Origin of the sequence: Microbacterium sp. CFBP9034 (genome assembly GCF_034045255.1) — a bacterium.
Classification (GTDB): Bacteria; Actinomycetota; Actinomycetes; order Actinomycetales; family Microbacteriaceae; genus Microbacterium.
Genome location: NZ_JAXCWC010000002.1, coordinates 167,333 through 192,803 on the forward strand (window position 1 = coordinate 167,333; position 25,471 = coordinate 192,803).

Below are 25,471 nucleotides of genomic sequence, written 5' to 3' on the forward strand. Positions count from 1 at the left end.
CTCCTCGCATGGGAAGGTTCATCTACGACACCGCGGCGAATGCCGTCGACATCGACGACCGGACACTCGCACACCTGAGAATCGTCATGATGAACAAGCTCCGTCGCTCGGAGCCCTTCATGTTCGACGTCGAGGTGGGCGACGGCAGCGGGCGCCGCAGCTTCTGGATCCATCCGTCGGTGGCGCTGCAGTTCCATTTCTTCGGCAGTCGTCAGCCGCGTATCAACCGCGCCTGGGTCGACGACCTCATGCAGGCAGCCAGCGGCCCCGCCGGGCTGACGATCCTGCCCGAGCCGGTCGACGAGAAGCCGGTCGAGAAGGGCTGAGCGGGCTCAGTCCTCGCCGATCCCGCCCGGAGCGACATCCTGGCCGGCGACGGTGAGCTGTCCGACGTCGAGCGTCTCGACCTCGACGTTCCCGAGTGCGACGTCGGCGCCATCGGGTTCGATCGTCGGGATGGGGCCGGTGTCGAAGTGCTCGGCCACGAGCGTGATGCCGCCGGACGAGTTCGCCGAGTTGGCCAGTTCTTCGATCCAGTCCCGGCTGAGGTCGGTCGGCTCGGGATCGTCGAAGACGAACCGGAGCGGGATCGAGGGATGCAGCCAGATCGTGCTGCGACCGCGCGGCTGGTCTTCGGGATGCCGCCAGGAGACGGTGAAGCTCTCGTCGCGCCGGAGCTTCGTCGCGATCACGACCTTGAGGTGCGCCAGCGCGCGGTCCTCGATATGGATCGGAGTGGCCGATCCTCCGTAGTAGATGGTCCCCACGGACACGATCCTAAGCCTCGGTGGGCCGCTTCGTGTGCTCGTCGGCGAGGAGGCGGGCGAGCAGCTCGAGGGCCGCGGACTGCGGTACCTCCTCGTCGAGCATCCACTGCGCCTGGAGGCCGTCGGACGCGGCGACGACGAGCGCGGCCACGGCGTCGGGATCCACGTCCTGGCGCATCCGCCCCAGGGCTTGGTTGCGCCGCACCCGGTCGGCGAGGTCCGCCCGCACGGCGGCGAACCGGACGGTGGCGAATTCGGTCGCATCGGGATGCCCCGACTCGAGCCCGGCGGCCACGAGAGTGGAGTACAGCTGCACCAGGCCGGGCACGGCGTGGTTGCGCCGTGCCGACTCGGTCATGATCTCGACCGGCGACGCGTCGGCGGGATGCGGCTCGCTCTCTCCGGTCTGACGCTCGGCCTCGCGGTACACCTCGACGAGCAGCTGTTCGCGCGACGTGAAGTAGTGCGAGAGGGCGGCGTGGGAGACGCCGATCTCCTGGGCGATGGACCGCAGGCTCGTGCCGGCGGAGCCCCGGCGGGCGAAGACCTCGATCGCCCGGTCGAGGATCTGCTGACGGCGGGCGAGGCCCTTCGCATAGGGGCCGCGGCTGCGCGCCGCGGCGTCTTCCTCGGCGGGACCGCCAGGCTCTTCGGGCATGGACGCATCCTAGCCGAATGAAAACCTCCGCATGGAGGTTTTGTGCTAGCGTGCTGTCCGGGCGCCGATCACGGCGCACGTCACCGTCGACCGCCGAGGGAGTCTCCATGCCGGCACTCACATCCGTTCAGCTGTTCACTGTGAAGGACGCATTGGAGTCCGACCTCGACGGCACGCTCGCCGAGGTCGCGCGCCGCGGCTTCACCGCCGTCGAGCCCTACGACTTCGTGCGCCGGGCCGCGCCGCTCGCGGCATCCCTCACCACCCACGGCCTGACCGCCCCCACCGGGCACGCGTTCCTCGCGTCGGAGTCCTTCGTGAACCCGGACGGCAGCGGCACGACCCTCCCGGTGCCGACCCCCGACGAGGTTTTCGACGCCGCCGACGTCCTCGGCATGGGCACCGTCATCGACCCCTACACCGAACCCGCTCGATGGGAGACCCGCGCTCAGGTCGAGGAGACCGCGCGCCTCCTCAACGCGGCCGCCGAGATCGCCGCAGCCCGCGGCCTCCGCGTCGGCTACCACAACCACGCCCACGAGCTCGAGGCGCAGTTCGACGGGCAGAGCGGGCTCGAGCTGCTCGCCGAGCTGCTCGATCCGCGCGTCGTGCTCGAGGTCGACCTGTACTGGGCGGCCCGTGCGGGCGTCGATCCGGCAGCACTCCTCGAGAGGCTCGGCGACCGCGTCGTGGCCGTGCACGTGAAGGACGGCACGCTCGACGCCGAGGCGATCAAGGCCTACCCGCCGGCCGACCAGGTCCCGGCCGGCACGGGCGCCGTGCCGCTCGCCGCGGCACTGGACGCGGCATCCGCTCTGGAATTCGCCATCGTGGAGTTCGACGCCTACTCGGGCGATCTGTTCGAGGGCATCGAGCAGAGCCGGGTCTTCCTCGACGAGCGGGCGGCACGCTGATGGCGGCGCCCGTCGGCGTCGGGATCATCGGCGCGGGGAACATCAGCGACCAGTACCTCCGGAGCCTCACGAGCTTCCCGGACGTGACCGTGCTCGCGATCGGCGACCTTATCGAGGACCGCGCGCGTGAGCAGGCCGCGAAGTACGGCGTCCCGAACGCCGGGGGCGTCGATGTCGTGCTCGGCGATCCCGACATCGAGCTCGTCGTCAACCTCACGATCCCCGCCGAGCACATCGCGGTGTCCGAGGCCATCATCGCCGCGGGCAAGCACGTGTGGACCGAGAAGCCGATCGGCGTGGACCGCGAGTCGTCGCTGGGCATGCTGGAGAAGGCGGATGCCGCAGGCCTGCGCGTCGGCGTCGCGCCCGACACCGTGCTCGGCCCGGGGGTGCAGACCGCCAAGCGCGCCATCGCCCGCGGCGACATCGGGCGTCCGCTGTTCGCGCAGACGACCTTCCAGTGGCAGGGGCCGGAGATCTTCCACCCCAACCCGGCGTTCCTGTACGCGCTCGGCGGCGGACCGCTGCTCGACATGGGGCCGTACTACGTCTCGGCGCTGATCCACGTGTTCGGCCCGGTTTCGGCCGTCGCCGCGCTCGGCCTCAGGGGGAGCGAGTCGCGCGCGGTGCAGGTGGGGCCCCAGGCGGGCCAGGAGTTCCCGGTGGAGGTGCCGTCGACCGTGTCGGCGCTCATCCAGTTCGAGGAGGGCGGGCAGGCGCAGAGCCTGTACAGCACTGACTCGCCGCTGCTGCGCCAGGGCATCGTGGAGATCACGGGCACCGAGGGCACGCTGGTGATCCCCGACCCGAACACGTTCGGCGGAGCGATCACGATCACGCGGCCGCTGCGCGAGATGGTGGTGCCGCCGGCGCCCGTGGAGCAGGAGATCATCGACGTGCCCCAGGACGGCGTCCTCGCCGGACGCGGGCTCGGGCTGCTCGACATGGCGCGGTCGATCCGCGCCGGTCGTCCTCACGTCGCCACAGGACGCTTCGGATACCACGTGCTCGACACCCTGCTGTCGATCGAGGAGTCCGTCGAGTCGCGCGCCTTCGTCCCGGTGCAGAGCTCTGTCGACGAGGTGGGCTCGATCCCCGCCGACTTCGATCCCTTCGCGGCGACGCTCTAGTACTGCGACCGCCGCCCGGCGCCGGGTTCGTGCCCGGCGCCGGATGTGTGGGGTTCGGGGCGCGTTCCGCGGTTCGGGGCGCTGGATTGCACGCCCCAAGGAGCGGAACGCGCCCCGAACCGGATGCGGCGGAGCAGGCCGCGCCCCGAACCCACCGTCTCAGCGGGTCGCGCGCGCCAGGTTCTGCTCGAGCTCGGACGCCGTCTGGCGCACCACGTATGCCGGCTGGTCGCGCTCGACGCGCCAGCTCTCGTCGACCGAGCCGACGTCGACCGTGTCGAAGCCGAACTCGTCGTAGAGGGCGGTGACGAGGGCCGCGGCATCCGCATGATCGCTCGCCGTCGCGAGCGCGCGGCGATCCTCGGGGCCCGCCGGCGAGCCCGTGGTGAGGATGTCGGCCGCGAGGATGTGGTTGAACGCCTTCGCGACCTTGGACTCGGGAAGGTGGCTCTGCACCATCCGCGTGGTGGTGGTGCGCTTCTCGTCGAGGTCGGCGATGCGGCCGTCGCGCTCCCAGTAGTAGTTGTTCGTGTCGAGCACGATCTTCCCGGCGAGCGGCTCGGCCGGCACCTGGTCGAGCGCCTTGAGCGGCACGGTCACGATGACGATGTCACCGGATGCCGCGGCATCCGTCACCGTCCCCGCCGTGGCGTTCGGCCCGAGGTCCTCGACCAGTGCGGTCAGCGTCTCGGGCCCCCTGGAGTTGCTGATCACGACCTCGTAGCCGCGGTCGACGAGACCGCGCGCGAGGGTCGATCCGATGTGTCCTGCTCCGATGATTCCGACTCGTGTCATGCCGAGGGGAAACGCGATGACGCTGGAACCATTCCCGCGATGTCCCTGCGTTGCGCCTCTGACGAAACGCGCCGTTTCGTCAGAGGCGCGTCCACGCCTCGGTCAGCACCGAGCGGAGGATCTGCTCGATCTCGGTGAACTCGCTCGGCCCGATTGTCAGGGGCGGAGCGAGCTGGATCACCGGGTCTCCGCGGTCATCGGCCCGGCAGTACAGTCCGGCATCGAACAGGGCCTTGGAGAGGAAGCCGCGCAGCAGGCGCTCGGACTCGTCGTCGTCGAAGGTCTCCTTGGTGGCCTTGTCCTTGACCAGCTCGATGCCGAAGAAGTACCCGTCGCCGCGCACGTCGCCGACGATCGGCAGGTCGGTGAGCTTCTCGAGCGTCGAGCGGAACACGGGCGAGTTCTCCCGCACGTTCTCGAGCAGGCGCTCCTCCTCGAAGATGTCGAGGTTCTCGAGCGCCACCGCGGCCGAGACCGGGTGCCCGCCGAAGGTGTACCCGTGGTAGAACGTCGTGTCGCCGGTGCGGAAGGGCTCGTAGATCCGGTCGCTGATGACGGTGCCGCCGAGGGGCGAGTAGCCGCTCGTGACGGCCTTGGCGAAGGTGATCATGTCGGGCTTGTAGTCGTAGGCGTCGCAGGCGAAGTACTCGCCGATGCGTCCGAACGCGCAGATGACCTCGTCCGACACGAGCAGCACGTCGTACTTGTCGCAGATCTCGCGCACACGCTGGAAGTAGCCGGGGGGAGGCGGGAAGCAGCCGCCGGAGTTCTGCACCGGCTCGAGGAAGACGGCCGCGACCGTCTCGGGCCCCTCGAACTGGATCATCTCCTCGATGCGGTCGGCCGCCCACACTCCGAACTCCTCGAGGCTCCCCGTGGGTCCGCCCATATCACCGGCGCGGTAGAAGTTCGTGTTGGGAACGCGGAAGCCACCGGGCGTGAGCGGCTCGAACATCGCCTTCATCGCCGGGATGCCGGTGATCGCGAGGGCGCCCTGCGGGGTGCCGTGGTAGGCGACGGCGCGCGAGATCACCTTGTGCTTGGAGGGCTGACCCTGCAGCTTCCAGTAGTACTTCGCGAGCTTGAACGCCGTCTCTACGGCCTCGCCGCCGCCTGTCGAGAAGAACACGTGGTTGAGGTCGCCGGGCGCGTAGTCGGCGATGCGGTCGGCCAGCTCGATCGCGGCGGGGTGGGCGTACGACCAGATCGGGAAGAAGGCGAGCTGCTCGGCCTGCCGTGCGGCGGCCTCCGCGAGACGTCGGCGGCCGTGTCCGGCGTTGACGACGAACAGGCCGGAGAGGCCGTCGATGTACTGCTTGCCGTGCGAGTCCCAGATGTGGTGTCCCTCACCCTTGACGATGATCGGGACGCCACTGCTCTCCATCGTCGACTGTCGGGCGAAGTGCATCCACAGGTGGTCCTTGGCCATCTGCTGGAGCTCGGCCTCAGTGCGGGCGTGGCGTTCGGTCGTCGTCGACATGGGGGACCTTCCGTCGGGCTTTTCCCCGACGATACCCGCGCGCCCGCCCGTCGGCCATGACGGTTCGTCCGGTTCGGCGGACGGATGCGGCGGACCGTCCGCCCGCGTCAGACGCCCGGGCCGACGTCCGGCATGGGGGCCGACGGCGCCGGAGTCGACGGGCCCGACGGCGTCGGCGCCGAAGGCTCCGAGGGCGGGGTCGGTGCCGGCACGCTCGGCTCGGAGGGCGACGGGAACGTCGGCTCCGGCGGGTTGGGCGCGAGCGGCTCGTCCGGCGAGGGCGGGTTCGGCTCCGTCGGGAGCGGCGGAGGCGTCTCGCCCGGGTAGTTCGGATCGCTCATGGCAGTCCTCTCTCGAAGCCTCCAGCATGCGCCCGGGGCCGGGATCCTTCACCCCCGTTGACCGTCCGAACCAGCCGGTGTAGGTCTCAGGCGGCGGGGTCGCGGAGCAGCTCGGCGAACGCGGCCTCAGCCGCACCGATGAGCAGGCGGTCCTCGGCGAGCGAGGCGACGCGGATGTCGAGGCCCTCCATGTTGGCCGGCATCGCCTGTGCGGCGACGGCGCTCGTGAGGCCGTCCGAGTTGTGATCGGCGATCGTGGCGAGGAACCCGCCGAGCACGACCACCGACGGATTGAGCACGTTGACGGCATTCGCGAGCGCGGTCGAGAGGATGCGGCGCTGCCGCGCGAGCTCGGTGGCGACGCCCGGATCGGCCGAGGCGGCGAGGGCGGCGGCGAGCGTGGGCTCGTCGGCGGCCTGCAGCCCGACGGCGGCGAGCAGCCGGGCGCGGCTCACCTCGTCCTCGAGCACCCCGCCGTCGGCGTGCCGGTCGGCGTCGGAGGGGATGCCCGGCCGGTTCTGGCCGAACTCGCCGGCATAGCCGCCGGCGCCGGAGACCGGCATCCCGTGGACGATCAGTCCGCCGCCGATGCCGCTCGCTCCGCCGTTCAGGTACACGACGTCGTCGATCCCTCGGGCGGCGCCGTACAGGTGCTCGGCGAGGGCGCCCAGGGTCGCGTCGTTGCCCACGACGGCGGGGAGCCCGGTCGCGGAGGCCACCAGGTCGCGCAGCGGAGCGTCGGTCCACCGGAGGTGCGGTGCGTCGCGAACGAGTCCGTCGGCGGCTCGCACCAGGCCGGGGACGGCGAGTCCGACGGCGACGATGCGAGCGCCTGACAAGGCGTCGTCGCGCCAGGCGGCGATGCGCGCGGCCACGAGGTCGGCGGTCTCCTGGGGCGTCAGCAGGTGGTCCACCTCGATGCGCTCGCGCAGCGGGATGCCTCGGTCCAGGCCCACGGCGGCGATGGTCAGCGCGTCGACCTCGGGGTTGACCGCGATCGCGAGCACGCTCGGGTCGACGGCGACGACAGGCGAGGGGCGGCCGACGCGGCGCGACGGGTCGGGGGCGCGTTCGATGACCAGTCCCTCGCGGACGAGCTCGGCGACGAGATCGGCGACCGTGGACCGGTTGAGGCCGGTCGACTCGGTCAGGTTGGCCCGGGAGAGGGGGCCTTCGACGTGGACCAGGCGCAGCAGACGGGCGAGATTGCGCTGGCGGACGCCCTCGGCGGGAAGCGGATCGGTCACCCCTCACACTGTACGGGCGACGGCGCTGCGGATGGCGTATTTGTTGCTCTTGACCGCAAATCGCCTGGGACGTACTCTTAGGTCGTCCACATCACTTTCGACGTAGATGTCGAAACTTTCGAGAGGTTCGAAGATGAACACACGCAGCAGGATGCGGCTCGTCGCGGGCTTCGCCGCGACCGGCCTCGCCATCGGCGCGCTCGCCGGCTGTGCCGGCAGCACCGGCGACAGCGGCGAAAACGGCGGCGACGGCGAAGACGTCACGCTCACCTGGTGGCACAACGCCACCTCCGGACCGCTCCCGGCCGTCTGGGAAGAGGTGGCCGCCGAGTTCGAGGAGGCACACCCGGGCGTCACGGTCGAGCAGACCGGCTACCAGAACGAGGAGCTGCAGCGCACGCTGATCCCGAACGCGCTGGCAGCGGGCGACCCGCCCGACCTCTTCCAGGTGTGGCCCGGCGGCGAGCTTCGCGATCAGGTCGAGAACGGCTACCTCATGCCCCTCGACGACGAGATCAGCGACACGATCGAGAGCGTCGGGGCGACCGTCAACCCCTGGCAGGTCGACGGCGCCACCTATGGCGTTCCGTTCACGTTCGGCATCGAGGGCTTCTGGTACAACACCGAGCTGTTCGAGCAGGCCGGCATCGACGAGGCCCCCACCACGCTCGACGAGCTGGTCGACGCCGTCGGCGCCCTCCGCGACGCGGGCATCACGCCCATCGCCGTCGGAGCGGGCGACAAGTGGCCCGCCGCGCACTGGTGGTACCAGTTCGCGCTGCACTCCTGCTCGCCCGAGGCGCTGCAGACCGCCGAGACCGAGTTCGACTTCTCCGACCCGTGCTTCGTGGAAGCCGGAGAGCAGCTCGAGGAGTTCCTCGGCATCGAGCCGTTCCAGGAGGGCTTCCTCGGAACGCCCGCTCAGACCGGCGCCGGCAGCTCGGCGGGTCTGGTCGCCAACGGCCAGGCGGCCATGGAGCTCATGGGCCACTGGAACGCCGGCACCATCGGCGGGCTCACCCCCGACCAGAAGGTCCCGGAGTTCCTGGGCTGGTTCCCCTTCCCCGGCATCGAGGGCTCGGCCGGTGACCCCACCGCCTCGCTCGGCGGCGGCGACGGCTTCGGCTGCTCGGCCGACGCTCCGCCGGAGTGCGCCGAACTGCTGGCGTACATCATGAGCGAGGACGTCCAGGCGCGCTTCGCGGCCAGCGGTTCGGGCATCCCGACCGTGCCGGCAGCCGTCGGCTCGCTCGAGGACCCGAACCTCGTGATGGTCGCCGAAGGCCTCGCAGCCTCGTCGTTCGTCCAGCTCTGGCTCGACACCGCCTACGGCACCACCGTCGGCAACGCCATGAACGAGGGCATCGTCAACCTCTTCGGCGGCGCCGGCACAGCCGACGACATCGTCACCAAGATGGAAGACGCGGCAGCGACTCTCTAGCCATGACAGCACTCATCACCCCCGGGCCCGCGGTCACCGCGGGCCCGGGCCCCTCCCCGGCCTCGGGCCGCAGGCGACGCAGTGGACAGGGGCGCAAGCGCCTCGAGATCCTGCTGTTCGTCGGGCCCGCGCTCTTCCTGTTCCTCGGGTTCGTCATACTCCCGGTCCTCCTCGCGGGGGTGTACAGCTTCTACAACCTCCCGCCCGCCTTCCAGTGGGACGACCTCGCCGACCCCGAGAGGTTCGTCGGCCTCGACAACTACGTCCGCGCGCTGAACACGCCCGAGTTCATCCGCGCCATCGGCAACAACTTCTTCATCCTCGTGATGTCGCTCCTCGTCCAGGGCCCCATCGCGATCGGCGTCGCCCTGCTGCTCAATCGCGCGATGCGCGGACGCGGCGCCCTGCGGCTGCTGATCTTCGTCCCGTACGTCCTCGCCGAGGTGATCGCGGGTCTGTCCTTCAAGCTCCTGCTGCAGCCGAACGGCGCCGTGAACGCGACCCTGGAGGCCCTCGGTCTCGGCGCGCTCACCCGCAACTGGCTCGCGGACCCCGCCATCGCGCTGTGGACGATCTTCTTCATCCTGACGTGGAAGTACATCGGGTTCGCCATCCTGCTGTTCCTCGCCGGGCTCCAGGGCGTGCCCGACGAGCTGTCCGAGGCTGCTCAGATCGACGGCGCGACGTGGTGGCAGGTGCAGCGGTACATCACCATCCCGCTCCTGGCCCCCACCATCCGCATCTGGGCGTTCCTCTCGATCATCGGCTCGCTCCAGGTCTTCGACATGGTGTGGGTGACCGTCGCCCCCACGGTGCGCGGCATGGCCACCGAGACCATGGCGACCTATATGGTCCAGCAGGGCCAGTTCGCCGGTCAGCCCGGCTACGGCAGTGCCATCGCCGTCATCCTGTTCCTCATCTCGCTCGTCGTCGCCCTCGGATACCAGCGCTTCGCGCTCCACCGCGACCTCAAGGGCGCCATCACGAGCGGAGTGCGCTGACATGTCGGCCACCACGACCATCGTCACCGGCAGCGCCGGACCACGCGAAGCCGAGCCCGCGGGCCGCCGCTTCGACTGGGGCCAGCCGTTCGTCTATCTGCTCGCGCTGGTGATCGCCGCCGTCGCGATCGGACCGGTGCTGTACGTCTTCATCGGCGGGTTCCGCACGACCGCCGACCTCAACGCCCACCCCGCCGGGATGCCCGACCCCTGGGTGCTCCAGAACTGGATCGCCGTCCTCAGCGCTCCGCGGTTCTGGGGCAACGTGTTCGCGAGCACGGTGCTCGCCGTGGCCACGACCGTCGGCGTCGTCATCGCCGGCATCATGGCGGCGTACGTGCTGGCGCGCTACAACTTCAAGGGCCGCGAGGGGCTGTACACGCTGTTCGCGGCGGGGCTCATGTTCCCGCTGACGGTCGCCGCACTGCCCCTGACGCTGCTGCTGCGCACCCTCGGGCTGCATGGAACCTACCTCGGCGTCATCATCCCGGGCATCGCCTTCGCACTGCCGACGACGATCATCATCCTCGTGCCGTTCCTGCGGGCGATCCCCGCCGAGCTCGAGGAGGCCGCCATGATCGACGGCGCGACGCGCATCGGGTTCTTCTGGCGGATCCTGCTGCCGCTCGCGAGGCCGGGCCTGGTCACGGTCGGCATCCTGGCGTTCGTCGCGAGCTGGAACGGCTACCTCCTGCCGCTCCTCGTCATCAGCACCGGAACGCTTCCGCAAGAGCTGTGGCCGCTGCCGCTCGGGGTCACCCAGTTCTCGTCGCAGTACTCGCAGGACACCGGCGCCGTGCTGGCGTACACCTCGCTCGCGATGGTGCCGGCCCTGATCTTCTTCCTGACGATGCAGAAGCAGATCGTCGGCGGACTCACGGGGGCGGTGAAGGGATGACTCTCTCGGAGAGCACGCAGCGCCCCGTGGCGGCGGCCGAGCCGTGGCGCGATGTCTCGCTTCCCGTCGGCGAACGCGTCGACGCGCTGGTCGCAGTGATGACCGTGGCCGAAAAGGTCGCCCAGCTCTACGGAGTGTGGGTCGGGGCATCCGACGACGGTGAAGACGTCGCGCCGCACCAGCACGAGATGGACGATCACATCGACCTGGACGCGATCCTCCCGTGGGGCCTGGGCCAGCTCACACGGCCGTTCGGCACCGCGCCGGTCGACCCGGCGGTCGGGGCGCTGTCATTGCTGCGCGCACAGCAGAAGATCGTCGCGGCCAATCGCTTCGGCGTCCCGGCGCTCGCTCACGAGGAGTGCCTGGCGGGTTTCGCGACCTGGGGCGCCACCGCCTACCCCGTGCCGCTCAGCTGGGGCGCGTCCTTCGACCCCGATCTCGTCCGCGAGATGGGCCGCCGGATCGGCGACGACATGCGCTCCGTCGGCGTGCATCAGGGCCTCGCTCCCGTGCTCGACGTGGTGCGCGATGCCCGCTGGGGCCGCGTGGAGGAGACCATCGGCGAGGACCCGTACCTCGTCGGCACCGTCGCGACGGCCTACATCCAGGGCGTCGAATCCGCCGGCGTGATCGCCACGCTCAAGCACTTCGTCGGCTACTCCGCCTCCAAGGGCGGACGAAACCTCGCGCCCGTGTCGGTCGGCGCTCGCGAGCTCGCCGACGTGCTGCTGCCCCCGTTCGAGATGGCGATCCGCGAGAGCGGCGTCCGCTCGGTCATGAACTCGTACACCGATCTCGACGGCATCCCCACCGCGGCCGACGCCTCCCTCCTCACGGACCTTCTCCGCGACCGATGGGGCTTCGAGGGCACCGTGGTCGCCGACTACTTCTCGATCGCCTTCCTCAAGCAGCTGCACGGCTACAGCGAGGGGTGGACGGATGCCGCGCGCGACGCTCTCGCGGCAGGGATCGACGTCGAGCTTCCGACCGTCAAGACGTTCGGCCCGGCGCTCGTGCGGGCCGTCGAGGACGGCTCGGTCGACGAAGCTCTGATCGACCGGGCTCTGACCCGGGTGCTGCGGCAGAAGGCGGAGCTCGGGATGCTCGATCCCGACTGGTCGCCGGTGCCCCCGGCGCTCGCCGCGGTGCGCCGCGGCGCCGCGGGGCAGGACGTCCGTGGCAGCGTGGATCTCGATCCGCCGGCCAACCGCGACCTCGCTCGGCGACTCGCCGAGGAGGCGATCGTGCTGCTGTCCAACGACGGCGCGCTGCCGCTGCGCCGCCCTCGCCGGATCGCGGTCGTCGGGCCCGTCGCCGCCGACCCGTACGCGGTGCTCGGGTGCTATTCGTTCCCGTCGCATGTCGGGGTGCGGCATCCCGAGGTCCCGATCGGCCTCACGCTGCCGACGCTGCGCGACGCGGTCGCGGCCGAGTTTCCCGATGCCGAGATCGTCTTCGCCCGCGGCACGTCGGTCGACGGCGGGGAGACCGAGGGATTCGCGAAGGCGGTGGCCGCGGCATCCGCTGCCGACGTCGTCGTGCTCGCCCTCGGCGACCGGGCAGGACTGTTCGGCCGCGGCACCAGCGGCGAGGGCTGCGACGTCGCCGACCTCTCGCTCCCGGGGTCTCAGCAGGCGCTGCTCGACGCCGTGCTCGACGCCGGGACGCCCACCGTGGTGACGCTGCTCGCCGGCCGGCCGTACGCCCTGGGCTCCGCCCCGGAGCGTGCTGCGGCGATCGTGCAGACGTTCTTCGCCGGCGAAGAGGGCACCGGTGCGATCGCCGGCGTGCTCAGCGGCCGGGTGAACCCGAGCGGACGGCTTCCCGTCAGCGTGCCGCGCGATCCCGGCGCCCAGCCGTCGACCTACCTCGCCGCGACTCTGGCGCGCCGCAACGAGGTCTCGAACATCGATCCCACCGCCGCGTTCCCGTTCGGCCACGGTCTCGGCTACTCGCACTTCGTCTGGTCGGATGCCTCGGCCTCCGCATCCGAGCTGCCCGTCGACGGGTCCGTCACGGTGTCGATGCACGTGGGCAACGCCGGCGACCGCGACGGGGTCGAGGTCGTGCAGCTCTACCTGCACGACCCGGTGGCCTCGGCGGTGCGTCCGGTGCAGCGGCTCATCGGCTATGCCCGGGTGCCGCTGCGCGTCGGAGAGCGTGCTCAGGTGTCGTTCGAGGTGGCCGCCGACCTGCTGTCGTTCACGGGCGCCGGCGGCCGGCGCATCGTCGAGCCCGGCGATGTCGTCTTCGGCTTCGGTCGCTCGAGCGGCGACATCCCGCTGACGTCGGCCGTCCGCGTGGTCGGAGAGACCCGCGTGGTCGATCACACTCGGCGTCTGCACGCAGATACGCGGGTCGACATCGAATCGGTCGCGGGCCAGGAGCCGTGAGGCGGATCTCCGATGACCGCTGAGGACCGGTTCGGCCACCGGCGGGGGAGCGCGCTCGTGCGCGTGCTCGACGCTGACGGCGCACCGCTGCGCGACACCGAGGTGGTCGTCGAGCAGGTGGGCCACGCGTTCGGCTTCGGCAACATCGGGTTCGACCTGATGGACCTCGCCGAAGGCCGGGGCGGTCCGGACGACGAGCAGCTCGCCGCCGACTGGCTCGAGCTGTTCAACACGGCGACGCTCCCCTTCTACTGGGGCGACTTCGAGCCGGCCGAGGGCGCCCCGCAGACCGAGCGCCTGCGCGCCGCGGCGCGATGGTTCGGGGATCGCGGAGTGGCCGTGAAGGGGCATCCGCTCGTGTGGCACACCGTGCAGCCGGACTGGCTGCGCGCGTACGACCTGGACGGGATCGAGCAGCGCCTGCGCGACCGCGTGCGGCGCGAGGTGTCGGCTTTGCGTGACGTCGTCCCAAGTTGGGACGCCATTAACGAGCTCGTGATCATGCCGGTGTTCGACCGCGACGACAACGCGGTGACGCGCCTCGCCTGGAACCGCGGACGGGTTGCGATGGCGAAGATAGCCTTCGAGGAGGCGCGGGCCGCCGATCCGGGAGCGACGCTGCTGCTGAACGACTTCGACCTGAGCACCGCGTACGAGTGCCTCATCGAGGGGCTGCTCGAGGCCGGGGTTCAGATCGACGCGCTCGGGCTGCAGACGCACATGCACCAGGGCTACCGCGGCGAGGACGAGGTGCTCGCGATCGCCGACCGGTTCGCGCGGTACGGCCTGCCGCTGCACTTCACCGAGAACTCGCTGGTCTCGGGCGCGCTGATGCCGCCCGACATCGAGGACCTCAACGACTACCGCGTCGACGACTGGCCGAGCACTCCCGAGGGCGAGGCCCGGCAGGCGGACGAGATCGAGCGCCACTACCGCGCCCTGGTCTCGCACCCCGCGGTGGAGTCGATCACCTATTGGGGCATCACCGACCGCGGGGCGTGGCTGGGGGCTCCGATCGGGCTGCTCCGCGCCGACGGCTCCCGCAAGCCCGCCTACGACGCACTGCACCGGCTCATCAAAGGCGAGTGGTGGCTGCCGCCCACGACGATGAGGACGGATGCCGAGGGCCAGGTGGTTGTGGCCGGCTTCGCCGGGGACTACGCGGTGCGCCGGGGAGCATCCTCGGCCGGGGTGACCCTTAGTCGGGAGAGTCAGGACGCGGGCGTTGAGGTGCGACTGGTCTGACCGCAGGTCTCAGCCGGCGAACGACAGCCGCGGAGCAGCTGCGCGCGAGTGAGCTGTGTCGCCCGCTAAGGGTCTACACAGGCCTCGGGCAAGCAAACTGCCGGCGTGCGATCCGGTCGACGAGCTTCAGGGGCCGCCGCCTCCCGAAAGCGATCGTTTCCGGCGCGCCAGTCGAGGGCCCGTGCGTGCATTCTCATCGACGGGTCTTACGAGCGCTCCGCGATCGGCGGACCTACACGGGTCCTGGAAACGTCGTTGCCTACTAAAGGAGGCTTGTGGGGGCATGAATGGTGGCGAATTACCTGGCTGTGGCGACGGTCGGCACGGACGCAGGTTGATTCCCCTGAGTATGGTCGCTGTCCGGTGGAAGCATGGGGGGATGACGGACGACTCGAGCGCCCTGTGGGATGCGGAAGCGGTGGCCTTCGATGATGCGGCCGATCACGGACTCCGGGAACCCGAGGTGCGCCGAGCCTGGGCAGATCTGCTGATTCCCCTGATCAACGGTCGCGGGCTTCGGGTCGCCGACCTCGGGTGTGGCACAGGCACCCTGTCGCTCCTCCTGGCCACGGAAGGCGGGCACCTCGTGAGCGGTGTCGACTTCTCGCCCGAGATGATTCGCCGAGCGCACGCAAAGACGGAACACACGATCCCGCAGCCGGTGTTCGTCGTGGCCGATGCGGCCGAACCACCGCTGCCGGCGGGGACATTCGATGTTGTTCTGTGCCGCCATGTCTTGTGGGCGATGGACGATCCTGCTGCAGCTCTGAAGAAGTGGATCGAACTCCTCACACCGAACGGAGTGCTGATCCTCATTGAAGGTCGTTGGCACACGGGAGTCGGCCTGACTACTGACGAGTGCTTCCGACTCGTCAGTGATCATCGCAAAAACGTGCAGGTCCGCACGCTGGATGACCCGTCCTACTGGGGTGGACCCATCGCAGATGAAAGGTACCTGATCATCAGCGCGTGGTGACGCGATCAACGGCCGGCGCTCGGGCCTCAGCATGAGGGTGGGCTTGATACGAGCGACCGGGCAGCCGTCCTGCAACCTGAACTCGCCGACGCCCGCTCGAGGACCCGCCTCCGAGCGCTGTCGGAGATGGCAGGTAGCTTGTCCGCGTGAATCTGAACCGGAGTCTCCTGGCGAGTGGTCCAGCGACGGAAGTGGCGTCCGAGCTTGCGATGTTCGGGCGCCTCGTGGGCGACTGGCATGTTCGCAACTCGCTGTACAGCGAGGCAGCCGGCACCTGGTCCGAGAGCGAGCTGCTGTGGACATTCGACTGGATCATCGCCGGCCGGGGCATCCAGGACGTCCTCGTCGATGAGACCGGGACAGCGCTCGGGACCACCGTGCGCACGTGGGATGAGCGTGCCGGTTGGCGAGTGGTGTGGTTCTGCCCTCGAGCTGCAGAACATGTCGTTCTGACCGCGGAAGGTCAAGGTGACCAGATCGAGCTCACGGGTGTGCAGGCCGACGGTCGGCGCGTGAGATGGATGTTCAGCACCATCGCGACAGACGCGTTCACCTGGGACGGCTGGTGCTCCAACGACCACGGTAAGACGTGGTGGCACGAACAGCACATGAAAGCGCAGCGCCTGACTCGGTGAACGACCGCTCGCGGGCGAGCTGTGCACCGGACGATCCGTCGACGCACGAAACGTTGGTACCGGAAACCAAAGATCGCTTAGGGACCCCGCTCGTGCACTGGGCGCGCCTAGGATCGCCGCTATGGCTCACCTCGTGCCCGCCCCGTGGCCGCCGCCTCCGATCAGGACGGAAAGGCTCGTACTGAGAGAGCCCGAGCCGAGAGACCGTCAGGCACTCATCGATCTGTTCACCTCCGTCGAGGTCGGCACGTACATCGGTGGCGCAAGACCCCGCGACGATTTCGAGCTGGGGCTCCCCGAGGACAATCGGCGTCCTGGCCTTCTGGCGGTCGAACTCAACGGGACGATGATCGGCATCGTCACTCTCGACCGGCTCGACCCTGACCAGAAGGGTCACATCCGCCCGAACGGCAACGAAGCCGCCCTGGGCTACCTCTTCCTGCCAGGCGCGTGGGGGAAGGGTTATGCCACAGAGGCGTGCCGGGCCGCCCTTGATTGGTTCGCAGCCGTTCTCCCGGGTGAGCCACTATTGCTGTCCACTCAAACGGCGAACGAGGCGTCGATGCGCCTTGCAACCAGGCTCGGGTTCACTGAGGCCGAGCGATACCAGGACTGGGGTGCCGAGCAATGGCTGGGCGTCTGGTCACCGCACCATCAGATCGATTGACGATCCACGATTGGGCAATCGTTGGTATCGGAAACCAACTGCGCGGCTAGGGACCGGCTAGCGCACCGCGACTGCCGCGTCCTACCATTCGGTGAGTTTGTTCGCGAAGGAGGAGGCCTCAGTGACGCAGCACACGCTCGAGCTACCAGAGGTCGACCTGGTCTACGACGTCCACGGGCCATTGCCGACTGCGGATGGCCGGCCGCCGCTGGTCATGATCGGCCAGCCGATGGATGCGAGCGGGTTCCAGGCCCAGGTGAAGCTGTTTGAGGACCGCACTGTCGTGACGTACGACCCCCGCGGCCTGGGCCGGAGCAAGCGCAAGGACGGCGGGGTCACGAACGAACCGGACACCCAGGCCGAGGACGTCCACGCGATCATTGAGGCGCTCGGCGCCGGCCCGGTGGAAATGCTCGCCAGCAGCGGCGGCGCGGTCACCGCGCTCGCGTTGGTCACGGCGCACCCGGACGACCTGTCGACCCTGGTCGCACACGAGCCCCCGATCGACTGCGTGCTTCCGGATGCGGAGGCTGTCCAGCGGGCCCGGGCGGCGTACACCCAGGTGTATCAGGACAAGGGCTGGGGCGCCGGAATGGCCGCGTTCATCGCGATGACCTCGTGGGAGGGCGAGGTCACGGATGAACACCTCGCCCAGCCGGCGCCGGACCCCGCTGCGTTCGGGATGCCGACCGAGGACGACGGCACGCGCGAGGACCCGCTGCTGTCAGAGCGATCCTGGGCGGTCCCCCTCTACCAGCCAGATCTAGAGGCCCTGAAGGCGGCGCCAACCCGGATCGTGGTCGCGGTCGGGGAGGAGTCTGTGAAGGTCTACACCGGTCGGACCGCGATCGCATTGGCCGAACAGCTTGGCCAGCAGGCGACGGTTTTCCCCAGCCACCACGGCGGCTTCATGGGCGGCGAGTTCGGCTACGCCGGCCAGCCCGAGGCCTTCGCCGCCAAACTCCGCGAGGTACTGAACCAGTCGTGAATCCTGCTGCGGGATGATCTGTCGCAGTGGAGGACCGTCATTCGGCCAGGTAGCCAGTGCCCGGGTCGATCCCAGACAAGAACGCGCGGATCTCGGAGCGAATCTCCTCGCCTGTGCGCGCTAGGGCGCTCGATCCTCCGACCGAGAACCCGTAACTCGCGTTCGGGCCGCTCACCCAGGTGTGGTGAATCGAACAGCCATCTCTCACAACGTCGAACTGTTCACCATCGACGACGAATCGAACTGGTTCGGCCATGACGCCATCGTCTCACGGCGGTCAATTCTGACACGACGAAAGACCGGCTTGGGGCGCACCAGCGCGGGGCGATCGGTCGATGCGGCACACCTCTGGATCTAGTGCGGGCGGCCCTCAGGCCCCGCTCGTCGGCGGCTTGTCGAGGCCGTGTCGCCCAGGTCGGTCGGGTTCTGCGGCCGTCGCCGGGCTGACGGTGGGGGAGCTGGCAGGCGCATCCGTACCCGGGTACTGCGGCTCTTCGATCTCGATCGCCTTATCGCGTTCTTCGAGCGGCGGAAGGTGGTCCAGGGGCTGCCTGATGTCATCTGGATGGCTCATGTATCGAGCCTCGGGCGGCGACGCGGCACCGGCGAGGGGGTTGCCAACGGCAGACGGTCATGGTTTAGCGCGGACTCCGAGTCCCTACGGCAGTACGCGTCTGTCGACCCCCAGCATTTCCGCCGTCGAGCGGCCCGCTGCCCGGGGCAGTAGCTGGCAGGGCCGCGGACCGCCGCACCGTCGCAACCGAGCGTCCTCGACGTCTGGTTGGGGCCTGACGGACACACACCGCACACGACAGGCCCTGCACACCCCGATTCTGTTGTCAAGCACCCCGGGGTTTGCGGAGGACCCGACAAGGTTGAGAGAGCCCTCACTTAATCGATCGAAAGGAGCACGTCCATGACCGCACGGACAGTCACAGCCGCCCTCATATCCATGGCAGTTCCTTTCGCATGGGTCGTCAACCGTCGTCACCCTCGACGGAGCACGTGGATCCCGCTCGCAGGCGACTCCCGCACGTGACTGCTCAAACTCGTCGCCCGCAGCGCGATCCCTGAACGGACAGTGCGCGGTGGTTGGGGACGCCGCACCGTCACAGCAGGGCGGCGGCTGCGCGCAGGCCCTCGGCATCCGCTGTGGCCCAGCGCGTGACGATGCGTCGGGCGCGATCGGCTTCCGTGCCCGTCAGACCGGCGAGGAGAGGTCGCACCACGTCGAGGGCCAGCGGCTCGATGAGACCGGGCGCGCGGGCATCTCGAAGGAAGCCCTCGATGCGGGTGAGGTCCTTCCCGGTGAGCACGTCGACCTGCCCCTGCAGCAGCACGATCGCCGCAAAGCGACGCTCGAAGACGGGCGCCACCCACAGTTCCGAAGCGAGTGCGGTGATGTCGTCGTGTTCGAGGTCTCGATGGCGTCGAAGCGCATCGCGGACGGTGCCGCGGACGGCGCCGGCCGACGCGCCGTACACACGTAGGCCACCCACCGATGCATCACCGTCCGCCCAGGTGCGCCACTCCGACGCCTCGGCGCGCAGCGTGCGGTCGATGAAGGCGGCGGCCGGGGACTCCACACCTCTATCCTCACCCTCACGCGGGATCCGACAGCCTGTCAGACGTGATTCCCAGCCGGGTGTCGAACGGTGGAGGGGGCTTCGGGTGCGCTTTGGATCCACGATCGGGCAACTCGAGCTGAGCTTGTAGGCGGTCGCTGAAGGACGGGTAGCGCGCACCGTCACGCGCGCACAACCCGAGAGCGTGTCTAAAGGTCGCCCCGCCGTGAAAACGACCGGCTTGCCGCTGGCCCGAGCGTGGGCGACGTCGCGACTCGCCGACTCACGACGTGCCCGCCCGGATTGACGACGAGAACCCGATCACCGTCAGCGTCACCGACGACCGATCGAGCGCACAAGCGCGCCCAGCACCACCACGGCGCCCGCGGCTGCGGCGATCACGACACCGGGACGCTCGCGATAGGTCTGCTTCAGCTTGTCAGTCCATTCCGCCGTGACCGTCTTGGTCTGGGCGACAAGGCTGTCGAAATCGACGTCGGCGGCGACATCCTTGACACTCGCGGTTGCGGCCTTCGCGGCATCAACGGCGGCATCGGCGGCTTTTCGGGCCGCGGCCATCACTTCGGACGCAGCGCTCTTGGCTTCATCGACGTCGCCGACCTTCTCGGTCACCTTGTCTGTGATGTGGCTCACCGTTGCTGCGACATCGCCCTTGCCTGCTTCCGCGCCGGCAGAGACCTTGTCAGCGATCTGTTCCGCGGCGGCGCCGAACGCTTCTGCGCCGTCGGGGGCGGACGTGCGCGCCTTATCGGCGGCGTCTCGCGCCGGCTGGATGGCTTCGGAGTTGCCCTGGATGTCGGTCATTGTCGTCTCCCCTCGTCCTGCGGTCGCGTAATCGTACGCGCGCCAGCCGAGAGCGAGCACGAAATCTCGGTGGGGTTGCCAGCGTCGCGGACGAGTGCTACGCGGAGTCTCTGAGTGGCTCGAGCGCGGCGAGGATGAGATCGAGGCCGAAGATGAACTCGTCCGCCGGGTCGTAGCCGGCAGCGACGAGCGCCGCAGCGGACTCGTTGAGGTAGGGGAACTCGTCGGGAGGGAGCTGGGGCAGGAAGACGTCCTCCGCCGTGTCGGCGAACTCATCCGGGGTGTCGAACGGCAGGCTGGCTGCCTGCAGGGCGAACCCGTAGACGTAGCTGTCGAGCAGCCAGTTGGCGTGCGTCGCCATCAGGACCGGGAAGCCGGCCTTTCGCAGGCACGCGGTGACGGCTTCGTGGTGGCGCAGGTTGGCGGGGCCCGGCGATGTCCGCGACTCCAGCAGACCGATCGCCCACGGATGGCGTGCGAGAACCTGTCTGGCGGATGCCGCCCGCCGTCGCATCGCCGACTGCCAGTCGGTCTCTTCAGGCGGCAGTTCGATCTCCTCGAACACGAGGTCGATCATGCCGTCGAGCAGCTCCTCCTTGTTCGCCACGTAGTGGTAGAGCGACATCGCGCCCGCCCCGAGCTCGCCGGCGAGTCGGCGCATGCTGAGCCCGGCGACCCCTTCGCGGTCGGCGATCCGCACCGCCTCCACCACCACGCGCTGCTTGCTGAGACCCGCGTCCGGCGCGACCTGACGTTGTGCTTTCACGGGTCTCCTCGCTGGCTGAAACGGCTTGACAATCGTACAGCGTACGGTCATAGTACAGCGTACGACGTACGGTGTACGAAACCCTTGAGAGAAGGATCCATGACCATCCCAACGAAAACCCCGACCCAGCTGAACAGCCCGCCCGTCCCCGTGCAGGCGAAGCTCGCCGCCGCATGGACGAGCTTCATGTTCCTGTACATCTACGTCGACTTCTTCAACCTCTACAAGCCCGGCGTGGTCGACGGCATCCTGAACGGCCTCGTCTGGAAGTTCGACGTCAGTTCGACGTTGCTGACCATGATGCTCGCGTCCGTGGCGATCCCGGCCCTGATGGTGACGCTCTCCATGACGCTGCCCGCCCGCGGCAACCGCGCCGCCAATCTCGTCATGGCATCGCTTCTCATCCCGTACTCGGTGTTCAACGCGGCCGGCGCGACCTGGGAGTGGGCCTTCTTCTACGTGCTCTCCATCGGGATCGAGGTGCTGCTCCTGGCCTTCATCCTGCGCTCCGCGTGGACCTGGCCGCGGATCCCCGCCGTCCTCGCCCGTCCCGCGACGACGGATCTTCGACAGGACGTTCGGCAGTAGGCGGCACGCAGGAGGGCCGGGAGCCGCTCGCGCGGCGCCCGGCCCTCCTCCGTGATCACTTCATCTTGCCGGGGGTACCGTCGCCTTCTTCTTGCCGGGGGAGCACCGTCACGGGGTCGGAGGTCGCGGTGGCCGCATCCAATCCCTCGATCGTCGCGGTGACGAGCACGGTGAGCGCCGCACCGGCGTCCTTCGGCTTGACCTTGTACTCGGCCTTCTTCGCGCCGGGGATGTCGACCCCGTCGGCCTGCCAGCGGTAGGTGAAGGTCAGCCCCTCCGTGTCCCACGTGCCGGGTGTTGCCGTCAGGCGCTGCCCGACGAGCGGGTCGCCCTCGATCGTTGGCGGGGTGAGGTTCACGGGAGCGGTCGGAACCACCACCTCGGGCAGCAGGCGACCGACGCCCCAGCGTGCGGTGGACTGGTAGCCCGCGCCCGTCGGGTCCGCCCAGTTGCGGATCGAGGTGCGCTGGCCGTCGGCCGCATCGTTCACCTGGAAGTCGAGGCCGTGGAACGTGTCGGCTCCGCCGTACTCGAGCAGGCTGATCGCCGCCTCGACCACATACCCGCCGTCCACCAGGGCGGTGGCGCTCTGCACGTGCGCCCGCTGGAAGGCCTCGTCGCCGGTGCCGAACGACACCACGTTGGCGGCGCTGATGCGGATCTGCGAGTCGTCGTACCGGTACGAGCCGTTCTTCGCGTTGCCCGGATCGACGTAGATCTCGACCGAGTCCTGGATCCAGGGATCCGACCCGCTCACGTCGACCACCGGGTCGGCGACCTGCGCCACGACGTAGAGCGTCTGGTCCTTCCAGAGCGTCCGGACCGTCGCCGTCGCCCCGTCGGTGCCGACGACCTGCTTGTCGGTCGAGACCGAGCCCGCGGCATCCCACAGTCCCTCGATCGTGCCGTCGATCGCCGGAGCCTCCGCGGTGGCGGCGACCTCCAGGTACGACAGCGGCTCGACAAGGGTCAGCGTGCCGACCTGCCCCGGCGTGTTCCAGCCGTGCACGGTTGTGCCGTCGGTGACGCGGACGTCCAGGTCGAGCGTCCCGCCCTCGGACGCGGGAGAGGCCAGCGGCAGCGAGACGACGAGGTCGTACCCGCCGGCGCGCTCGGTCGCCACGGCTGCGACGCCGGTCGTCGTGCTCGTGCCGTCACGGCTCACCGTCACCACGGCCCCGCCGTACTCGAACGCCACGGCATCCGTCGCATCGGCCGTCGCATCCTCGACGCGCACGAACGCGGTGAGATGGTCCGGGCTCCAGCGCAGCTGGAACGCCGCGGCGTCGTCGATGACATTGAGCGGCAGCTTGCGCCACTCGAGCGACCCGGTCGCCTCGCCATCGATCGGCACGTCGCCCTGGAACACGTTGGCCGTGCGCAGTCGCGCCGCCAGTTCGCCGTCGGCAGCGCCGTAGTACGCCGGCTTCGCCTGGAGCCCGTCGTCGAAGAGCAGCGGCGCGCCCGACGAGGAGCGCCAGCTGCGCCCGTCGGTCAGCCCCCACACCGTCACCGAGAACAGGTCGTCGGTGTGCTCGCGGAACACCCGGAAGGCGTCCCGGTAGTAGTAGCCCTGCTCGATGAGCTTCGCCGGAGTCACCGGTGTGCCCGTGGTGACATCGAGCTCGGTCACCGCCTGCGTGACGGGCAGGTCCTCGAACGCGACGATCGCGTCCTCGAGGGCGCCGAGCGGCATCGACAGGCTGACGTGGAACTGGTGCCCCACGCCGTCCACGGGCACGCCGCGCGACAGCAGTCGCTCCACTAGCGCGTGGAGACGGGCTTGCTTGCCGGTCTGCTCGGTGTTGTAGTCGTTGATGAACAGCGTCACCGGGCGGTCCGCGCCCGTGGCCGCGTAAACGCCGTTGAACGACTCGTCGGCATAGCGGAACGCCAGGTCGATGAACTCCTCGCCGAGGATCCGGTACCACTCGCTGCGGCGCAAGCCGTCGGCGTAGTCCGCACTGTCCGAGACGACCTCGTTGACCACGTCGAACGCGTACAGCGGGTTGGTGTCGCTGCCGAACGCGCCGTACGTGTCGCGGAGGTGCTCCGCCACCGCGAAGATGTGCGTGCGCAGGCGGTCCCGCAGGATCTGCCGGTCGGCCTCGCTCGTGGTGAGCGGCTGGCCCGCGGCATCCTGGAAGAAGAATGCCGGCGTCTGGCTGTGCCAGGCGAGGGTGTGCCCGTACACGCCGAGGTCGTTCTCCTGGGCGTACGCCATCAGCGCGTCGGCCTCGGGGTGCGGCGTGAACACGCCGTTCGCGTCGTACCAGGCCTCCGGCTTCATGTAGTTCTCGCTGGTCACCTGGTCGAAGTGCTTCAGCAGGAGCTCGGATGCCGCGCCCGCCGTCTCGCGGCTGTCGATGGCGACGCCGAGCGGGAAGTCGACCGTGTCCTTGAGCGGCGGGAGATCCTGGATGACCGCGGGGTCCGGCGTCCTCACGACGATGTCGTCGATCAGGAGGTCGGACGTGTTCGTGCCGTTGTAGTTCGTCTCGAAGTACAGCAGCGCGCTGTCGGCTTCGCCCATGGTGAAGGTGACGGTCACCTCGGTCCAGCCGGTGTTGGTGACGCCGGTGAACTGCCCCAGCGTCGAGTAGCTCGTCGCGCCTTCGACCGTGCGGGCCATGCTCAGCCAGACGGCGTCCACCGGCTGGCCGGCGCCGAAGCGCACCCAGGCCGAGAGCTCGTAGGTCACTCCGGGCTCGAGGATCCCCGTCACGTCGCGGCCGATGCCGCTTCCCTGCGACGTGCGGCCCGTGACCACAGCTGCCTGGACGCCGCCGTGCGCCTCGGCCGAAGTGAGGGCCACGGTCGGCGCGCCGGAGCCCGAGTCGCGGGGAGCCCAGCCGTCGAGTCCGTCTTCGAAGTCGGTGCTGAGCGCGGTCGTGCCGCCCGCGGGCGGTGCTCCGACTGGAAGGGTGAACGTCCACCCCTGGGCGAGGCGCTCGGAGACCACGGTCTTCACGGCCGCCAGTGTGCCGGAGCGGTCACCGCCGCCGTCGTGCGCGAGCACGACCTCGCCGGGCTTCATGGCCGCACGAAGGTTGGCCGTGAGGGTGGGGATGTCCTGCGTCGCCCAGTCGTTGATGGTGTTGATGACGGCGAGCGGCTGCATTCCCAGCGACACGGCAGCGCCGGGTGTCTGGCCCCAGCTGCCGTTGGGTGCACGGAAGAACGGGACCTTCGCGTTCGGGTCGCCGAGCGCCGTGCGGATGATCTGCAGGTTCTGCGCCATCCGCTGCTGCGCGTCGGCGGCCGACAGCGACCCCATGTCGTCGTAGGTGGTCGAGTGGTTGCAGAGAGTGTGGCCGTCGGCGACGATCTGCTTCAGGATGTCCGCACCGCCCGGCGCGGTGATGTTCTGGCCGATCACGCAGAACACTGCCTGCAGGTCGTTGGCCTTCAAGTAGTCGAGAAGCGCCGGAGTCGTGCCGGGGTTCGGGCCGTCGTCGAAGGTCAGGGCGGCCACGTTCCCGGTGCCCTGCGCGAGGCTCACGGGCGTGGGAACGGGGTTGGGTGCGCCACCGGGGACGACGTCCGGGTCGGGCAGGTCCGAGTCCTCGGTCGTGACGGAGATGTCGTCGACCAGGTAGCTGTAGGGGCCGGCCAGGTCGGCCGTGCCGATGTACACCTGCAGCGCGGCGGGATCGGCGTCGGCCGGGACGGCGAACTGACCGGTGACGGTGGTCCAGGCATCCGCTGTCATGGTCGTGTTGCCGATCCAGCTGTAGGCGGGCTTCATCACGAAGCGCACGCCCGCCGTGCCGGCGGTGCCCTCGGCGAGCCGAGCACGCATCGAGAAGGTGTAGGTCTCGCCCGGCGTATAGATGCCCGCCGGGCTCTGGAGACCCACGTAGTCCGCGGCCCGATCACTCACGAGGAGCGCCTTGCCGCCCTCGACGTCGACAACCGACAGAGTGCCGGCACCGCTCTGGGTCCAGGTTCCTGTCGTGCCGTCCTCGAAGTCGACGCTCGACACCGTGACAGGTTCGGCCGAGGCCATGCCCGCCGGTAGTAGGGCGAGCGTGGCGGCCGTGACCGCCGCCGTCGAGGCGATCGCGATCAGACGGCGAATGGAATGACGCATCTAGGCGCTCCTTTGCGCGGGGGATATGTGGCTTTTGCCAACATATGTTCCGTGC

At 69.4% G+C, this 25,471-nt stretch carries 23 protein-coding genes and 2 pseudogenes; 14 read left to right on the forward strand and 11 right to left on the reverse strand.

Translation table 11 applies throughout. The features are described 5' to 3' along the window. Positions 1-8: 8 nt before the first annotated feature. Entirely contained in the window at positions 9-326 is a 318-nt protein-coding gene (locus SOM19_RS12080; protein WP_320486853.1) for a DUF7882 family protein, read from the forward strand. 141 nt (positions 327-467) lie between these two features. Here SOM19_RS12080 and SOM19_RS12085 read toward each other — a convergent pair. Together SOM19_RS12085 and SOM19_RS12090 are read right to left on the reverse strand one after the other, a co-directional pair. Then, a pseudogene (locus tag SOM19_RS12085) lies at positions 468-767 on the reverse strand (DUF7882 family protein); the annotation flags it as partial. Positions 768-777: 10 nt separating this feature from the next. Continuing rightward, positions 778-1,425, reverse strand: coding sequence for a TetR/AcrR family transcriptional regulator (locus tag SOM19_RS12090; protein WP_320486854.1), 648 nt, complete (start codon positions 1,423-1,425; stop codon positions 778-780). A 107-nt stretch (positions 1,426-1,532) separates the two neighbouring features. On the opposite strand from SOM19_RS12090, the gene SOM19_RS12095 reads away from it, so the two are divergent. After that, entirely contained in the window at positions 1,533-2,339 is an 807-nt protein-coding gene (locus SOM19_RS12095) for a sugar phosphate isomerase/epimerase family protein (RefSeq protein WP_320486855.1), read from the forward strand. After that, positions 2,339-3,469, forward strand: coding sequence for a Gfo/Idh/MocA family protein (locus SOM19_RS12100; RefSeq protein WP_320486856.1), 1,131 nt, complete (start codon positions 2,339-2,341; stop codon positions 3,467-3,469). The genes SOM19_RS12095 and SOM19_RS12100 overlap by 1 nt, the downstream gene beginning before the upstream one ends. A gap of 159 nt (positions 3,470-3,628) precedes the next feature. Here SOM19_RS12100 and SOM19_RS12105 read toward each other — a convergent pair. Together SOM19_RS12105 and SOM19_RS12110 are read right to left on the reverse strand one after the other, a co-directional pair. After that, a pseudogene (locus SOM19_RS12105) lies at positions 3,629-4,360 on the reverse strand (NADPH-dependent F420 reductase); the annotation flags it as partial. Further along, on the reverse strand, positions 4,344-5,744 hold the full coding sequence (locus SOM19_RS12110) for an aspartate aminotransferase family protein (protein WP_320486857.1): 1,401 nt from the start codon (positions 5,742-5,744) through the stop codon (positions 4,344-4,346). The pseudogene SOM19_RS12105 and the gene SOM19_RS12110, both read right to left, overlap by 17 nt. A gap of 84 nt (positions 5,745-5,828) precedes the next feature. Between SOM19_RS12110 and SOM19_RS12115 the strand changes: the two genes are divergently transcribed. Continuing rightward, entirely contained in the window at positions 5,829-6,071 is a 243-nt protein-coding gene (locus SOM19_RS12115) for a hypothetical protein (RefSeq protein WP_320486858.1), read from the forward strand. Between the two features lie 100 nt (positions 6,072-6,171). Here SOM19_RS12115 and SOM19_RS12120 read toward each other — a convergent pair whose 3' ends face one another. Further along, positions 6,172-7,332, reverse strand: coding sequence for an ROK family transcriptional regulator (locus SOM19_RS12120; RefSeq protein ID WP_320486859.1), 1,161 nt, complete (start codon positions 7,330-7,332; stop codon positions 6,172-6,174). Between the two features lie 133 nt (positions 7,333-7,465). On the opposite strand from SOM19_RS12120, the gene SOM19_RS12125 reads away from it, so the two are divergent. The 9 genes from SOM19_RS12125 (at position 7,466) to SOM19_RS12165 (ending at position 17,579) form a co-directional block, all read left to right on the forward strand. Then, positions 7,466-8,773, forward strand: a complete 1,308-nt coding sequence (locus SOM19_RS12125; RefSeq protein ID WP_320486860.1) for an ABC transporter substrate-binding protein — start codon at positions 7,466-7,468, stop codon at positions 8,771-8,773. 2 nt (positions 8,774-8,775) lie between these two features. Then, positions 8,776-9,774, forward strand: a complete 999-nt coding sequence (locus SOM19_RS12130) for a carbohydrate ABC transporter permease (RefSeq protein ID WP_320486861.1) — start codon at positions 8,776-8,778, stop codon at positions 9,772-9,774. 1 nt (position 9,775) lies between these two features. After that, a complete protein-coding gene (locus SOM19_RS12135; protein WP_320486862.1) occupies positions 9,776-10,672 on the forward strand; it encodes a carbohydrate ABC transporter permease in 897 nt (298 codons plus the stop codon). Next, a complete protein-coding gene (locus tag SOM19_RS12140; RefSeq protein WP_320486863.1) occupies positions 10,669-13,068 on the forward strand; it encodes a beta-xylosidase/alpha-l-arabinosidase in 2,400 nt (799 codons plus the stop codon). Before SOM19_RS12135 ends, SOM19_RS12140 begins: the two co-directional genes overlap by 4 nt. 12 nt (positions 13,069-13,080) lie before the next feature. Continuing rightward, entirely contained in the window at positions 13,081-14,313 is a 1,233-nt protein-coding gene (locus SOM19_RS12145; RefSeq protein WP_320486864.1) for an endo-1,4-beta-xylanase, read from the forward strand. 379 nt (positions 14,314-14,692) lie between these two features. Then, positions 14,693-15,289 carry a class I SAM-dependent methyltransferase gene (locus SOM19_RS12150; RefSeq protein ID WP_320486865.1) on the forward strand — a complete coding sequence of 199 codons (597 nt, stop codon included), beginning with the start codon at positions 14,693-14,695 and terminating at the stop codon, positions 15,287-15,289. 191 nt (positions 15,290-15,480) lie between these two features. Continuing rightward, positions 15,481-15,924 (forward strand): hypothetical protein, encoded by a 444-nt coding sequence (locus SOM19_RS12155; protein WP_320486866.1) that lies wholly within the window; start codon positions 15,481-15,483, stop codon positions 15,922-15,924. 121 nt (positions 15,925-16,045) lie between these two features. Further along, positions 16,046-16,591, forward strand: coding sequence for a GNAT family N-acetyltransferase (locus tag SOM19_RS12160; RefSeq protein ID WP_320486867.1), 546 nt, complete (start codon positions 16,046-16,048; stop codon positions 16,589-16,591). A 121-nt stretch (positions 16,592-16,712) separates the two neighbouring features. After that, positions 16,713-17,579: an alpha/beta fold hydrolase gene (locus SOM19_RS12165; protein WP_320486868.1), complete on the forward strand. Its 867-nt coding sequence runs from the start codon at positions 16,713-16,715 to the stop codon at positions 17,577-17,579. Between the two features lie 37 nt (positions 17,580-17,616). On the opposite strand, the gene SOM19_RS12170 is transcribed toward SOM19_RS12165, so the two are convergent. From SOM19_RS12170 to SOM19_RS12190, 5 genes are all read right to left on the reverse strand, one after another. Next, positions 17,617-17,835: a hypothetical protein gene (locus tag SOM19_RS12170; protein WP_320486869.1), complete on the reverse strand. Its 219-nt coding sequence runs from the start codon at positions 17,833-17,835 to the stop codon at positions 17,617-17,619. 114 nt (positions 17,836-17,949) lie between these two features. After that, positions 17,950-18,153, reverse strand: coding sequence for a hypothetical protein (locus SOM19_RS12175; RefSeq protein ID WP_320486870.1), 204 nt, complete (start codon positions 18,151-18,153; stop codon positions 17,950-17,952). 535 nt (positions 18,154-18,688) lie between these two features. Beyond that, a complete protein-coding gene (locus SOM19_RS12180; RefSeq protein WP_320486871.1) occupies positions 18,689-19,165 on the reverse strand; it encodes a DNA alkylation repair protein in 477 nt (158 codons plus the stop codon). Positions 19,166-19,477: 312 nt separating this feature from the next. Then, on the reverse strand, positions 19,478-19,969 hold the full coding sequence (locus tag SOM19_RS12185) for a hypothetical protein (RefSeq protein ID WP_320486872.1): 492 nt from the start codon (positions 19,967-19,969) through the stop codon (positions 19,478-19,480). Between the two features lie 97 nt (positions 19,970-20,066). Continuing rightward, positions 20,067-20,684: a TetR/AcrR family transcriptional regulator gene (locus SOM19_RS12190; RefSeq protein ID WP_320487731.1), complete on the reverse strand. Its 618-nt coding sequence runs from the start codon at positions 20,682-20,684 to the stop codon at positions 20,067-20,069. 150 nt (positions 20,685-20,834) lie between these two features. Between SOM19_RS12190 and SOM19_RS12195 the strand changes: the two genes are divergently transcribed. Next, complete coding sequence (locus SOM19_RS12195) at positions 20,835-21,323, forward strand: DUF6326 family protein (RefSeq protein ID WP_320486873.1); 489 nt, start codon at positions 20,835-20,837, stop codon at positions 21,321-21,323. A 55-nt stretch (positions 21,324-21,378) separates the two neighbouring features. Here SOM19_RS12195 and SOM19_RS12200 read toward each other — a convergent pair whose 3' ends face one another. Continuing rightward, complete coding sequence (locus tag SOM19_RS12200; RefSeq protein ID WP_320486874.1) at positions 21,379-25,416, reverse strand: endo-1,4-beta-xylanase; 4,038 nt, start codon at positions 25,414-25,416, stop codon at positions 21,379-21,381. Between the last annotated feature and the right edge of the window lie 55 nt (positions 25,417-25,471).

Coding starts and splice junctions, on each gene's coding strand:
- SOM19_RS12135 (WP_320486862.1), top strand. CDS start 9,776: ATGTCGGCCACCACGACCATCGTCACCGGCAGCGCCGGACCACGCGAA.
- SOM19_RS12150 (WP_320486865.1), top strand. CDS start 14,693: ATGACGGACGACTCGAGCGCCCTGTGGGATGCGGAAGCGGTGGCCTTC.
- SOM19_RS12145 (WP_320486864.1), top strand. CDS start 13,081: ATGACCGCTGAGGACCGGTTCGGCCACCGGCGGGGGAGCGCGCTCGTG.
- SOM19_RS12185 (WP_320486872.1), bottom strand. CDS start 19,969: ATGACCGACATCCAGGGCAACTCCGAAGCCATCCAGCCGGCGCGAGAC.
- SOM19_RS12095 (WP_320486855.1), top strand. CDS start 1,533: ATGCCGGCACTCACATCCGTTCAGCTGTTCACTGTGAAGGACGCATTG.
- SOM19_RS12130 (WP_320486861.1), top strand. CDS start 8,776: ATGACAGCACTCATCACCCCCGGGCCCGCGGTCACCGCGGGCCCGGGC.
- SOM19_RS12090 (WP_320486854.1), bottom strand. CDS start 1,425: ATGCCCGAAGAGCCTGGCGGTCCCGCCGAGGAAGACGCCGCGGCGCGC.
- SOM19_RS12160 (WP_320486867.1), top strand. CDS start 16,046: ATGGCTCACCTCGTGCCCGCCCCGTGGCCGCCGCCTCCGATCAGGACG.
- SOM19_RS12080 (WP_320486853.1), top strand. CDS start 9: ATGGGAAGGTTCATCTACGACACCGCGGCGAATGCCGTCGACATCGAC.
- SOM19_RS12200 (WP_320486874.1), bottom strand. CDS start 25,416: ATGCGTCATTCCATTCGCCGTCTGATCGCGATCGCCTCGACGGCGGCG.
- SOM19_RS12110 (WP_320486857.1), bottom strand. CDS start 5,744: ATGTCGACGACGACCGAACGCCACGCCCGCACTGAGGCCGAGCTCCAG.
- SOM19_RS12140 (WP_320486863.1), top strand. CDS start 10,669: ATGACTCTCTCGGAGAGCACGCAGCGCCCCGTGGCGGCGGCCGAGCCG.
- SOM19_RS12175 (WP_320486870.1), bottom strand. CDS start 18,153: ATGAGCCATCCAGATGACATCAGGCAGCCCCTGGACCACCTTCCGCCG.
- SOM19_RS12195 (WP_320486873.1), top strand. CDS start 20,835: ATGACCATCCCAACGAAAACCCCGACCCAGCTGAACAGCCCGCCCGTC.
- SOM19_RS12100 (WP_320486856.1), top strand. CDS start 2,339: ATGGCGGCGCCCGTCGGCGTCGGGATCATCGGCGCGGGGAACATCAGC.
- SOM19_RS12125 (WP_320486860.1), top strand. CDS start 7,466: ATGAACACACGCAGCAGGATGCGGCTCGTCGCGGGCTTCGCCGCGACC.
- SOM19_RS12170 (WP_320486869.1), bottom strand. CDS start 17,835: ATGGCCGAACCAGTTCGATTCGTCGTCGATGGTGAACAGTTCGACGTT.
- SOM19_RS12115 (WP_320486858.1), top strand. CDS start 5,829: ATGCGGCGGACCGTCCGCCCGCGTCAGACGCCCGGGCCGACGTCCGGC.